This is a genomic window from Rhizobium acaciae (assembly GCF_025941625.1).
Classification (GTDB): Bacteria; Pseudomonadota; Alphaproteobacteria; order Rhizobiales; family Rhizobiaceae; genus Rhizobium; species Rhizobium acaciae.
On record NZ_JAPCZO010000045.1, the window covers coordinates 19,851 to 31,856 of the forward strand.

The window sequence follows — 12,006 nt, forward strand, 5'->3', positions numbered from 1 at the left end:
AATTGCTCTAGCGGCCGGGCAGTACCCGATTCGGCGGCCTGTGACCGTCGATGAAGGTGCGGATATTGATGATGACCTTGTCGCCCATGTCGATGCGGCCTTCGATCGTCGCCGAACTCATATGCGGCAGCAGCACGACCTTGCCCTCATTGGCGAGCTTGATGAGCCTCGGGTTGACGGCGGGCTCGTTCTCGAAGACGTCGAGGCCGGCGCCGGCAATCCGGCCCTCCCTCAGGCATTTGATCAGCGCGGCTTCATCGACCACGTCGCCGCGCGCGGTGTTGACGAGATAGGCCGTCGGCTGCAGCAGTGCCAGACGGCGGGCCGAGATCAGGTGGAAGGTCGCCGGCGTCGACGGGCAATTGACCGAAACGATGTCGACGCGGGCAAGCATCTGGTCGAGGCTTTCCCAATAGGTCGCCTCCAGCTCGTCCTCGACGGCCGGATTGACGCGCTTGCGGTTGTGATAGTGGATCGACAGGCCGAAAGCCTTGGCGCGGCGGGCCACCGCCGTGCCGATGCGGCCCATGCCGACGATACCGATTCGCTTGCCGTGAATGCGCCGGCCGAGCATCCAGGTCGGAGACCAGCCTGCCCATTCGCCCGGCTTGTCGGTCAGCACGCGCGCACCTTCGCCGAGCCTTCTCGGAACAGCGAGAATCAGCGCCATGGTCATATCGGCGGTGTCCTCGGTCAGGACGTTCGGCGTGTTGGTGACGGTGATGCCCTTGCGCGCCGCCGCCTCGACGTCGATGTGATCGGTGCCGTTGGAGAAGCTCGCAATCAGCTTCATCTGCGGTCCCGCCTGTTCGATCAGCGCCGCGTCGATGCGATCGGTGACGGTCGGCACCAGCACATCGGCAGACTTGACCGCGGCGATCAGCTCGGGAACGGAGCGCGGCGCGTCGTCGATGTTCAGCTCAGCGTCGAAGAGTTCGCGCATGCGGGTTTCGACGGCATCCGGCAGCTTGCGGGTGATGTAGACCTTCGGTTTTTTCTTCGCTGTCATGGCTGCCTGTGGTGCCTTGTTCAGAGGTCTTTAACCAAGAGGGGTGATAATTTTCCCATTCCGGGCATTTTCTACCAGACCCGCACGCGAAGACAAACAAAACTCGTGGTGCAGCCGGGGAATGTCAGAGCCCGGAGCGCGAGCAGGCCGGGCCTGCCCGCGAATTCGAGCAAACGGAAACTTCCATGCGCAGCAAAGTCCTGAAGCCCTGCCTCGCCCTTGCCATCGCTCTGGCTGCGTCCATGGGGACCGTCGAGTTCGCCCATGCGCAGGCGGCCAAGGGGCCAAGCGGACTGCCATTGCCGCGTTTCGTCACGCTGAAATCCAAGCGCGTCAACCTTCGCATCGGTCCGGGAACGGATTACGCGGTGTCGTGGATGTACCTGAAATCCGGCCTGCCGGTGGAGATCATCCAGGAATACGACAATTGGCGCCGCATCCGCGATGCCGACGGCACCGAAGGCTGGGTCAACCAGTCGCTGCTGTCAGGCCAGCGCGCGGCGATCGCCGCCCCGTGGATGAAGACCAAGGGCAAGGGCATCTATGTCAATCTGCGCCGCGAGGCGCAGCCCTCCGCCTCGATCGTCGCCAAGCTGGAACCCGGCGTGATGCTGACGATCGGCGAATGCAACGGCGACTGGTGCCGCGCCGAATCCGACGGCGCCTCGGGCTGGGTGGCGCAGTCGGAGATCTGGGGCGCCTATCCCGGCGAAGCCTTCAAATAAGCCCTGCCCGTTTGGCGGCCTCGGAAAGCGAGGTCATCGGGCGCGGGCCGATCTGCTGGATGACGATGCCGGCAGCCAGGCAACCGAGCTTGCCGCAATCCTCGAGAGAGCGTCCCTGCGTGTAACCATAGAGGAAGCCGGAGGCGAAGAGATCGCCGGCGCCGGTGGTATCGACCACTTCCCTGATCCTGATCGCATCGACGTAAAAACGCTCGCGGCCCTTCAGGATGACGGCGCCATCCTCGCTCATCGTCACGGCGGCGATCTTGCAATCGGCGGCGATCCTGTTCAGCGCCTCTTCGAAATCGTCGGTCTCGTAGAGCGACAGCGCTTCCTGGCGATTGGCGAAGACGATATCGACCTTGCCGGAGCGCATCAGATCGAGGAATTCGCCGCGATAGCGGTCGACGCAGAAGCTGTCGGACAGCGTCATCGACATTTCGCGGCCGTTTTCATGGGCGATGCGGGCACAATCGAGGATCGCTTCCTTGGCGCGCGGCGGATCCCAGAGATAGCCTTCGAAATAGGTAACCTTGGCGTCGGCCACGACGTCGGTCTCGACGTCTTCCGGGCCGAGCTCGACGCAAGCGCCGAGATAGGTGTTCATCGAACGCTCGCCGTCCTCGGTGACGAAGATCATCGAACGCGCCGTCGGCGGGAAGGTGCCCTTCGGCCGGGTCTGGTAGTGGACGCCCTGGGCGCGGATGTCATGCGCGAAGATGTCACCGAGCTGATCTTGGGCGACATTGCCGAAATATGCAGCTTTGCCGCCGAGGCTCGCCACGCCCGCCGCCGTGTTGCCGGCGCTGCCGCCAGAAGCTTCGAGCGCCGGTCCCATGCGCGAATACAAGAGTTCGGCGCGTTCGGCATCGATGAGGTTCATCGCCGCCTTGGTGATCTGGTTGTCAATGAGGAACTGGTCGTCGCAACGGGCAATGATATCCACGATTGCGTTGCCGACTGTCAGAACATCGAATCTTGTCATGAAATGGGGGGTCCCGGAGTTTGTGATAGCCGGGGTTTGGTCTTAGCGAAATTTCCGCGGTTTGGAAGGATAAATGGTGGATGGCCTGTCTATTTCTTCGCAAAAGTGCCGCCTATTCGTCATGTCCCTGTCATTTTCAATATCTAGAAATACTCGCAAGAAGACCGGCATGAGCAGCTTTCAGTTGCAGCCGGGCTTACGAGGGATGATCCCTTCGATCTTACCGGCGCGATGCTGACCACGGATGAACTGGCAGCTTCGTGATCCGGATATCCGGCACGGCCGGAGCGGAAAAGCGGGCTGTGCCCGCTTTTTTTGTTTTGCCGATGCGCCTGATTTGACGGCAATTGCCTTTTCAATCCAAGTCGTTTGCTGCTAGACGTCGAATACCCCCGCGCAGAGCAGCCTCCCCTATGTCAGCCATCATTTTCGACGTCCTTCCCGTCTTCATTCTGATTCTCATCGGCTGGGTGATCGTTCGCAGCGGATTGATGGCGTCGAATGTCGGCGAAGCGCTCAGCGAATTCGTCTTCAAGATCGCCGTGCCGCTTCTGCTCTTCCGGACCATCGCCGAGGCGGATTTTCATGGCGCCTCGCCCTTCCGCCTCTGGATCGTCTATTTTTCCGGCGTCGCCATCACCTGGACGGCCGGCCATATCGCCGCCACACGCCTCTTCGGCCGCGACGAACGGATCGGCGTGCTGGCCGGCGTTTCCTCGGCCTTCGCCAACAATATCTTCATCGGCCTGCCCCTCGTCGAGCGGACCGTCGGCGACGAAGGGCTGGTGGCGCTGTCGATCCTGCTTGCCGTGCATCTGCCCGTGATGATGGTCGCCGGCACGGTGCTGATGGAGCATGCCGAGCGCAAGATCGCCGGTAAAAGCGATCGCAGCATGGTGCTGGTGCTTCGCCAGATCGCCGTCAATCTCGTGCGCAACCCGCTGGTGATCGGGCTTGCGGCCGGCATGGCCATGCACCTTTCCGGCCTCACCATGCCGACGACTGTGGCAACGGTCGTCGGACAGATCGCCGGCATTGCCGGCCCGGCAGCGCTGATCTCGCTCGGCATGGCGCTGGAAAGATACGGCGTCTCCGGCAATCTCGGCATCGCCAGCGTCACCTCGAGCCTGAAGCTGCTGCTGCTGCCCGGCTGCGTGTGGGCGGCGAGCCGTCTCCTCGGCCTCAGCCCCGAATGGACGGCAGCGATCGTGCTGACCTCCTCCGTCCCGACAGGCGTCAACGCCTGGCTGATCGCCAATCGCTTCGGCGTCGGTCACAGCCTCGCCGCCTCGACCATCACCGTGACGACGGCGCTCGGCGCCATCACGGTTTCGCTCTGGGCCTATTTCCTCGGCGCCTGAGCTGATATCCCCACAGAGAAAAACCCGGCTTGCGGGCCGGGCTTCGATGTCATGCGATTGTCTGCCGCGTTACTGCGTCGCGGCGTTCGGATCCGGCAGCGGCACCGGCGAATCGGCGAGCGTATGGAGGTAGAGGATGACGTTGGCGCGCTCCTGATCCTTCGCCAGACCGGCGAAGCCCATCGCGGTGCCCGGAACGTCCTTTTTCGGCGCCAGCAGGAACTTGTTGAGATATTCGAAGGTCCATTTCTCGCTGCCACCCTTGGAGAAATCCTTCATGGCAGCGGAATAGGCGAAGCCTGCATGCGAGGCGACCGGGCGATCTACGACACCAAAGAGGTTGGGACCGACCTTGTTCGGCCCCCCTTTGGTGGCGTCATGACAGGCCTGACACTTCTTGAAGACCGTCTCGCCGGCCTTGGCATCTGCAGAAGCGAGCAATTGCGCAATTGGAACGGCAACGGCAGGCGCAGCCTCGCCGCCAGCAGCGGGCGCCTCTTCGGCAACGATCGCGAAACCTTCCTTTTCCGGTGCTTCGGAATGGAAGATTCCTTCGGACGCGATAGAGACCGACATCAGAACGAAAATCGTTCCGAGCAGCGCCCCCACGGCCGTATTGACGTATGAATTCATCTGCAATGCTCCCCTTGCAGCCGGCAGATCATAAACCGGACCATCTTGAAATCGCGCGGAACCTATGTCTTTTGGCTGTTCGTTGCAACTGTCTAAATGGTCTTGCGCATGAGACTTTTTGACACTTTTCAGCCCGGAATAGAAGGCCCGAACAATGAGTGATTCAAATTTAGACGGCGTGCTCGTATTGATCCCGGCACGCATGGCCTCCACCCGGCTTCCGGGCAAGCCGCTGGCCGATATTTGCGGTCTGCCGATGATCGTGCAGGTGGCGATGCGCGCGAGGGAGGCAGCCATCGGCCGCGTCGTCGTCGCCGTCGACGACACAAGAGTGTTCGATGCCGTGGCGGCTGCCGGCTTCGAAGTCGTCATGACCCGCGTAGACCATCAATCGGGTTCCGATCGAATCTTTGAGGCCCTGACGAAAGTCGATCCGGACGGAAAGGCGAAAATCATCGTGAACATCCAGGGCGATCTGCCGACGATTGATCAGGAAACAGTGCGCGCGGCTTTGCGCCCGCTCGAGAACGAGGCGGTCGATATCGGCACGCTGACGACCGAAATCGACAATGAGGAAGACAAGACCGCGCCGCACATCGTCAAGATCGTCGGCTCTCCGATTTCCGGCGACCGTCTGCACGCGCTCTACTTCACGCGTGCAACCGCCCCTTATGGCCAGGGGCCGCTCTACCACCATATCGGCCTTTATGCCTATCGGCGCGCGGCGCTCGAACGGTTCGTCTCGCTCGGCCCCTCGACGCTCGAAAAGCGCGAATCGTTGGAGCAACTGCGGGCGCTGGAAGCCGGCATGCGCATCGACGCCGAGATCGTTGACACGGTTCCGCTCGGTGTCGATACTCCCGCCGACCTCGAAAAAGCGCGGCGCATCCTCTCCGCAAAGTCAAACTGACGGAAACATCATGAACATCAAGACCAACAGGATCGCCTTCCAGGGCGAATTCGGTGCCAATTCCGACATGGCGAGCCGCGACATGTTTCCGACCATGGAGCCGCTGCCCTGCCAGACCTTCGAGGATGCGTTCACGGCGGTCGACAACGGCGATGCCGATATCGGGATGATCCCGATCGAGAACACGATCGCCGGGCGGGTCGCCGATATCCACCATCTGCTACCGGAGTCGCGGCTGCACATCATCGGCGAATATTTCATGCCGATCCGCTTCCAGCTGATGGTGCTGCCCGGTGTTACCAAGGACGAGATCCGCACCGTGCACAGCCATATCCACGCGCTCGGCCAGTGCCGCAAGATCGTTCGCGCCAACGGCTGGAAGCCGGTGATCGCCGGCGATACGGCAGGGGCGGCGAAACTCGTGCAGGAAACCGGCGACCGCTCGATGGCCGCCCTGGCGCCACGCCTTGCCGCCGATCTCTACGGGCTCGAGATCATCGCCGAAAACGTCGAGGATACGGAAAACAACGTCACCCGTTTCGTCGTCCTGTCTCGCGACGAGGAATGGGCGCAGCGGAATTCGGCGGAAGAAAAGGTCGTCACCACCTTCGTCTTCAACGTCCGCAACATTCCGGCCGCGCTATACAAGGCGCTCGGCGGTTTTGCCACCAACAACATCAACATGACCAAGCTGGAAAGCTACCAGCTCGGCGGAAAATTCGTGGCGACCCAGTTTTACGCCGATATCGAGGGCCATCCGAACGATCCGAATGTGCGCCGGGCATTGGAGGAACTGCGCTTCTTTTCCGAGAAAGTCCGCATCCTCGGCGTCTACAAGGGGCATGCAATGCGAGGCCTGCTTTAGAACAGGATGAAGTCATCCTGTTCTAAATTAAATAGTTAGAGCATGATGTTGTCCGAAAACCGCTGACACTTTTCGGCATCATGCTCCAAGGCAAGCCCCGCAAGTCGCCTCAATTATTTATCCGGCTCACAGACACGCAGCCGATGCCCGTCCGGATCAAGCACGACGAAGGTCGGGCCGAAATCCAGTTCGGTCAGTTCCTGGGCGATCGGCAGGCCGCGCTGGCGCCAGTCTTCATAATGCCTGGCGACGGCATTTTCTCCTTCGACCATGAAGGCCACTTCGCCGCGGTTGCCGATGGCGGAGGGCTGCGGCTCGACCTTGCTGCGCCGCCAGAGGCCGAGCGTGAAGCCTCCCTCAAGCGGAAAAGCGACGAAATTCGGCGCTTCCACGGCCGGTTCGCGGTTCAGCAGATTCCGGTAGAAGCTGGCGCTTTCACTTGGGTCCTTGACGTAAAGAATGATGAGGTTGGGGCTGGTCATTTCGGTTCTCCCGTTATTTAAGAATGGTGCCGCGAGAAATCTCGCCTGCTGACAAATTATGGCAGCAGGCTACCGGGACGTTGCGATCGCAACGCCCCGTTCTCGTCGGGCAGAATGTTGATAAGGATGGGCGGCCTAAAGCGGTCGCGCATGTGCTTTAGAGCGGAAAACGGTCCTCGCAGTGCGGGTCGCGTCCGTCGATGAAGCCGAGGTCGCGCTTCAGGTAATCCGGTGTCGCTTCAAGGTCGAGGCCGGTGCGGTCTCCTCTGCGAAATCGGAAAATGTTCATGACCAGGTGCAGCAGGCCGGACGGCGCTGACTGGCGGACATCGGCAAAAGTCTCGGCCGAAATGACATCGGCAAAGGACTCGGCTGCAAAACGGTCGTTCGCGAAATGAATGGCTGGAGGCGTTACCATGATCAGTACTCCTTCCTGATGGATTGAGACTGATAATAACCCTGGCTGCTGACAGTTTATGGCAGCAGCGTTCAGTTCTCCATCGGTACGTCTTGCGTCTCGCGCCATTCCTTGAGGAGCACCGTGCGGCGGCGGGGATAACGCACCTCGTGCAAGGCCATGTCGATGATGCGATCGGTGCGGAAATGGCGGAAATCCCGGCGCAGTTCGCACCAGGCCATGAGGACGCGCACGTGCTCGTAATAGCCGAGCCCGAAAGGCCAGACGCGGCGGCGCGAAATACGGCCCTGCTCGTCGCCATAATGCAGTTCGAGGATACGCTCCAGGCGGATCGCCCTGCGGATGGCCGAAACGTCAGCCTTGTCCTCGTCCCTGCGTTTGGGACCGACGAAAAGTGCTGCCGAATCGATCATCTCGCGCATATCGGCCGGCAGCACGGCGGCAATCTTGGCCAGTGCATCGGCGCCGGCGCCGGCAAGGCGCGGCTCGGCGGCGCGGGCCACCCAGCGCGAGCCGAGCACCAGTGCCTCCAGCTCTTCTTCGGAAAACATCATCGGCGGCAGCATGAAGCCGGGCTTCAGCACATAACCGATGCCGGCTTCACCTTCGATCATCGCGCCCTGGGCCTGCAGGCTGGCAATATCGCGATAGAGCGTGCGCAGGCTCACCCCGGTCTCTTGTGCCAGCACCGTGCCAGTCACCGGCCGCCGGTAACGCCGGAGCGTCTGGAGCAGCGTCAGCAACCGTTCCGAGCGGGCGACCGGCATGGCGCTACCGCTTCCACTCCACCCAGTCACGCATCAGGCGGTGGGCGATCGCCCCTTTCGGCGGCGAGGCCCTGCCTGTCGCACTCGGGCGTTCCAGCATCTCCATCGTTTCCTCGCGGGTGAACCAGCGGCAATCTTCCAGCTCGGTCTCGTCGCGGCTGATTTCGGTGGATTTCGCCTCGGCGTAACAGCCGATCATCAGTGAATGCGGCATCGGCCAGGGCTGCGAGGCGTGGTAGCGGATGCGGCCGGTACGGATGCCCGATTCCTCCAGCGTTTCGCGGCGCACGGCGTTCTCGATGGTCTCGCCGGGTTCGAGGAAGCCGGCAAGACAGGAATACATACCCGGCGCGAAATGCGGGCTGCGGCCGAGCAGGCAGAGGTCGCGCTGCTCGTCGACCGTCAGCATGATGACGACGGGGTCGGTGCGGGGGAAGATCATGTGCTCGCAGGCGGCGCAGACACGCTTGTAGCCGCCGATGTGGATCTCCATCGCCGAGCCGCAGCGGCCGCAGAATCGGTTGTCGCCATTCCAACGGATGAGGCTTGCGGCCTGGGCGAATTCGCCGAGCAATACCTCGTCGATCAGCATTTCGCGAAACAGCGTGCGGCCGTCGGCAGGCTTGTAGTGGCTGGTGAGGTCGTCGACGTCGATGCCGACGGGAACGGCAAGGCGCGGCTCGCCGCTCTTGCGGTAACCGAGAAGCACGGTCTCGTCCCAATCCGGCTGCAATTCCTGCAGCTCATAACGGGCAAAGAGCGGATCGAGCACCTGGCCGTCATGCTTCAGCACCAGCTTATCCCTCGCGAAGGCGAAGATATGGGTGCCTTCCTTAGCCAGTGCCCTTTCGACGGATTGCTCGTCGCGATGCTCGGAATCGCGATTGAGGTCGTTGGCGGCAAAGGCCGTGAGATTGCTGGGTTCGGGATGCGGCACATCCGAATCGAAAAGCGAATGACTCATGATGACAGGGCTTCCCGCAGCTTCGCTATAAATTCGTCTCTCTTTCCGTCCTCGTAGGGCTCCGCGCGCCCGAAGCCCCAGACGGGACCCGGCCAGTTGGCATCGCCTTCGAAGCGGGCAATGACATGAACATGAAGCTGGCGGACGATATTGCCAAGAGCCCCGATATTGATTTTTGTCGCGCCGGTGATCTCCTTCAGCGCCTTGGCGACCAATTCCGTCTCGAAGGCAAGCAGCACCTGGTCGAGCGGTGTCAGCTCGAAGATTTCGGTGATCTCAGCCCGGCGCGGCACGAGAATGAGCCAGGGCCAACGGGCGTCCTTCGACAATCTCAGATCGCAGAGGCCGGTGACCATGATGCTGACGCTGTCGTTTTCCAGCCGGGGGTCGAGCGCGAAACCTTTCAAAGGGCATTCCTCCTGTCTTTTCCTACGACTAGCAGTTTTTTCGCATGTTGGCTTGCTTTTGATGACAATATTGCCGATATGTGCATCCGGGAGGTTGGTGGTGGACGAGCCACTCGCCAACCGGGTCAGGTCCGGAAGGAAGCAGCCCTAACGAGCCCGGCACGGGTCATCGTGCCAGCCTCCCACCTTCTCTCCACGAAGTGCCCGACAGTCCGGGCGACAAGCAGGGCGATGAGCGACACCGAGCGACAATCAAAAGATGCCGCCTCGACGGGCACCGGATACCGAGTGCTGGCTCGCAAATACCGCCCCAAGGATTTCACGGACCTGATGGTCGGCCAGGAGCCGATGGTCCGCACTCTCACCAACGCCTTCGAGACCGGCCGCATCGCGCAAGCCTACATGCTGACCGGCGTGCGCGGCGTCGGCAAGACGACGACGGCGCGCATCCTGGCGCGGGCGCTGAACTACAAGACATCGGAAATCGACAAGCCGACGATCGACCTCCGCACGCCCGGCGAGCACTGCCAGGCGATCATGGAAGGCCGGCATGTCGACGTGATCGAGATGGATGCCGCCTCCCATACCGGTATCGACGACATCCGCGAGATCATCGAGCAGGTGCGCTACCGGCCGGTTTCGGCGCGCTACAAGGTCTATATCATCGACGAAGTGCACATGCTGTCGACGCAGGCCTTCAACGGCCTGTTGAAGACGCTGGAAGAGCCGCCGGAGCATGTGAAATTCATCTTCGCCACCACCGAGATCCGCAAGGTGCCGATCACCGTGCTGTCGCGCTGCCAGCGCTTCGACCTGCGCCGCATCAGCGCCTCCGATCTCGTCGGGCTGTTCACGACAATCGCGGCCAAGGAAGGGATCGAGGCGGAAGCCGACGCGCTGGCGATGATCGCGCGTGCTGCCGAAGGCTCGGCGCGCGACGGCCTGTCGCTGCTCGACCAGGCGATCGCTCATGGCGCAGGCGTCGTGCAGGCGGAAGCCGTGCGCGGCATGCTCGGGCTTGCCGACCGCGCCCGGATCGTCGATCTCTTCCAGCATATCGTCAAGGGTGATGTGGCCTCAGCCCTCGGCGAGTTCCAGAACCAGTACGAAGCCGGCGCCAACCCGGTGGTGGTGCTGACCGATCTTGCCGATTTCACCCATCTGGTGACGCGGCTGAAATATGTGCCGGATGCGGCAAACGATCCTTCGCTCAGCGAGGTCGAACGCACCAAGGCGGCGGAATTCGCCAAGGGCGTTGCAGTGACGACGCTGTCGCGGATCTGGCAGATGCTGCTCAAGGGCATTCCGGAAACGGAAGGCTCGTCGCGGACGGCAGGGGCAGCCGAAATGGTGCTGATCCGGCTTGCACATGCCGCGCATCTGCCGGCGCCCGAGGACGCGGCGCGGCGGCTTGCCGAATTTTCCGGCGACAATGCCGGGACACGGCCCTCCTCTCCGCCGTCCGGCAATGGCGGCGGCAACGGGACACGGGTTTCCTATCAGAACGGAGTCACGGCGCGTGCAGCGGAAACCGCGCCGAGCCAGCCGCCGTCTTCCGCGCCGGTGGCGATGCTGCGTGCCGTGCCGAGCAGCCAGCCGGAGACCATGCCTGTCGGGCGGATCGAGCCAAAACCGGCGGAAGCACCGAAGCCGCTCGTCACGGTCAATTCCGTCAACGATATCGTCAACCTCGCCACCGAAAAACGCGATCCGAAGCTGAAAGCGATGGTGCGCACCTTCCTGCGCCCGGTCAGGATCGAAGCCGGCCGGCTCGACGTCAGCCTGGCTCCCGGTGCGCCGACGACGCTGCTCAACGAGCTCGCCGTCAAGCTGAAGGAATGGACCGGCATCCATTGGATCGTCAGCCTCAGTCGCGACGAGGGCCAGCCGACGCTGGTCGAAGCGGAGGCCAGGACGCGGGAACAGCATGTGATCGACGCGCGCCAGGACCCTGACGTGGCGGCAATCCTTGCGCATTTTCCCGGTGCCAAGATCATCGACGTGCGCGTACGGGCGCCCGAACCGGAGGAGGAGGAAGGCGAGGCGACGCCGCCGGCCGCCGCCGAATCCGAGGAAGGTGACATCCTGCCGGGCGACGACATAGAATTCTAAAGTTTCAACAAGGAGCGAGACGATGCGCGACATCATGGGCATGATGGGCAAAGTCAAGGAAATGCAGGCCAAAATGGAGCAGATGCAGGCGGAGATCGCCGAGCTCACGGCCGAAGGCAAGGCGGGCGGCGGTCTCGTCGCCGTCGTCATCACGGGCAAGGGTGAGCTGAAGAGCCTGAAGATCGATCCGTCGCTGTTCAAGGAAGACGACGTCGAGATCCTCGAGGACCTGATCGTCGCCGCCCACAAGGACGCCAAGGACAAGGCCGAGGCGCTCGCCGCCGAAAAGACCAAAGCGCTGACCGCAGGCCTGCCGATCCCGCCCGGCTTCAAGCTGCCATTCTGAGGCGATGAAAAGCTGAACCGCT

14 protein-coding genes and 1 other RNA gene are annotated in these 12,006 nt (G+C 62.2%); 7 read left to right on the forward strand and 8 right to left on the reverse strand.

What is annotated here, in order from left to right; genetic code table 11:
* Nucleotides 1-7: 7 nt before the first annotated feature.
* Nucleotides 8-1,009, reverse strand: coding sequence for a 2-hydroxyacid dehydrogenase (locus OLZ32_RS37715; RefSeq protein ID WP_003544365.1), 1,002 nt, complete (start codon nucleotides 1,007-1,009; stop codon nucleotides 8-10).
* A gap of 185 nt (nucleotides 1,010-1,194) precedes the next feature.
* On the opposite strand from OLZ32_RS37715, the gene OLZ32_RS37720 reads away from it, so the two are divergent.
* Nucleotides 1,195-1,734, forward strand: coding sequence for an SH3 domain-containing protein (locus OLZ32_RS37720; RefSeq protein ID WP_264398630.1), 540 nt, complete (start codon nucleotides 1,195-1,197; stop codon nucleotides 1,732-1,734).
* Here OLZ32_RS37720 and OLZ32_RS37725 read toward each other — a convergent pair.
* Nucleotides 1,727-2,719 (reverse strand): adenosine kinase, encoded by a 993-nt coding sequence (locus OLZ32_RS37725; RefSeq protein ID WP_003544362.1) that lies wholly within the window; start codon nucleotides 2,717-2,719, stop codon nucleotides 1,727-1,729. The two genes, OLZ32_RS37720 and OLZ32_RS37725, sit on opposite strands and share 8 nt — an antisense overlap.
* A 413-nt stretch (nucleotides 2,720-3,132) precedes the next feature.
* On the opposite strand from OLZ32_RS37725, the gene OLZ32_RS37730 reads away from it, so the two are divergent.
* Nucleotides 3,133-4,080 (forward strand): AEC family transporter, encoded by a 948-nt coding sequence (locus OLZ32_RS37730; RefSeq protein ID WP_003544360.1) that lies wholly within the window; start codon nucleotides 3,133-3,135, stop codon nucleotides 4,078-4,080.
* A 69-nt stretch (nucleotides 4,081-4,149) separates the two neighbouring features.
* On the opposite strand, the gene OLZ32_RS37735 is transcribed toward OLZ32_RS37730, so the two are convergent.
* Nucleotides 4,150-4,713, reverse strand: a complete 564-nt coding sequence (locus OLZ32_RS37735) for a c-type cytochrome (protein ID WP_003544358.1) — start codon at nucleotides 4,711-4,713, stop codon at nucleotides 4,150-4,152.
* Between the two features lie 154 nt (nucleotides 4,714-4,867).
* On the opposite strand from OLZ32_RS37735, the gene OLZ32_RS37740 reads away from it, so the two are divergent.
* Complete coding sequence (locus OLZ32_RS37740) at nucleotides 4,868-5,623, forward strand: 3-deoxy-manno-octulosonate cytidylyltransferase (RefSeq protein ID WP_264398631.1); 756 nt, start codon at nucleotides 4,868-4,870, stop codon at nucleotides 5,621-5,623.
* Between the two features lie 10 nt (nucleotides 5,624-5,633).
* Complete coding sequence (locus OLZ32_RS37745) at nucleotides 5,634-6,488, forward strand: prephenate dehydratase (protein ID WP_003544355.1); 855 nt, start codon at nucleotides 5,634-5,636, stop codon at nucleotides 6,486-6,488.
* Between the two features lie 113 nt (nucleotides 6,489-6,601).
* Here OLZ32_RS37745 and OLZ32_RS37750 read toward each other — a convergent pair whose 3' ends face one another.
* The 5 genes from OLZ32_RS37750 to OLZ32_RS37770 form a co-directional block, all read right to left on the reverse strand.
* Complete coding sequence (locus tag OLZ32_RS37750) at nucleotides 6,602-6,970, reverse strand: VOC family protein (protein ID WP_003544353.1); 369 nt, start codon at nucleotides 6,968-6,970, stop codon at nucleotides 6,602-6,604.
* Nucleotides 6,971-7,127: 157 nt separating this feature from the next.
* Nucleotides 7,128-7,388, reverse strand: a complete 261-nt coding sequence (locus OLZ32_RS37755) for a hypothetical protein (protein WP_003544351.1) — start codon at nucleotides 7,386-7,388, stop codon at nucleotides 7,128-7,130.
* Nucleotides 7,389-7,459: 71 nt separating this feature from the next.
* Nucleotides 7,460-8,155: a helix-turn-helix transcriptional regulator gene (locus tag OLZ32_RS37760; RefSeq protein ID WP_003544349.1), complete on the reverse strand. Its 696-nt coding sequence runs from the start codon at nucleotides 8,153-8,155 to the stop codon at nucleotides 7,460-7,462.
* Between the two features lie 4 nt (nucleotides 8,156-8,159).
* Nucleotides 8,160-9,119, reverse strand: a complete 960-nt coding sequence (gene nudC / locus OLZ32_RS37765; RefSeq protein WP_017989933.1) for an NAD(+) diphosphatase — start codon at nucleotides 9,117-9,119, stop codon at nucleotides 8,160-8,162.
* Nucleotides 9,116-9,526 (reverse strand): HIT domain-containing protein, encoded by a 411-nt coding sequence (locus tag OLZ32_RS37770; RefSeq protein WP_003544345.1) that lies wholly within the window; start codon nucleotides 9,524-9,526, stop codon nucleotides 9,116-9,118. The genes nudC and OLZ32_RS37770 overlap by 4 nt, the downstream gene beginning before the upstream one ends.
* 89 nt (nucleotides 9,527-9,615) lie before the next feature.
* Between OLZ32_RS37770 and ffs the strand changes: the two genes are divergently transcribed.
* From ffs to OLZ32_RS37785, 3 genes are all read left to right on the forward strand, one after another.
* Nucleotides 9,616-9,712, forward strand: an RNA gene (gene ffs, locus OLZ32_RS37775) — signal recognition particle sRNA small type.
* Between the two features lie 45 nt (nucleotides 9,713-9,757).
* Entirely contained in the window at nucleotides 9,758-11,638 is a 1,881-nt protein-coding gene (locus tag OLZ32_RS37780; protein WP_264425454.1) for a DNA polymerase III subunit gamma/tau, read from the forward strand.
* A gap of 22 nt (nucleotides 11,639-11,660) precedes the next feature.
* Nucleotides 11,661-11,984 (forward strand): YbaB/EbfC family nucleoid-associated protein, encoded by a 324-nt coding sequence (locus OLZ32_RS37785; protein ID WP_003544342.1) that lies wholly within the window; start codon nucleotides 11,661-11,663, stop codon nucleotides 11,982-11,984.
* The last annotated feature ends 22 nt before the right edge of the window (nucleotides 11,985-12,006 follow it).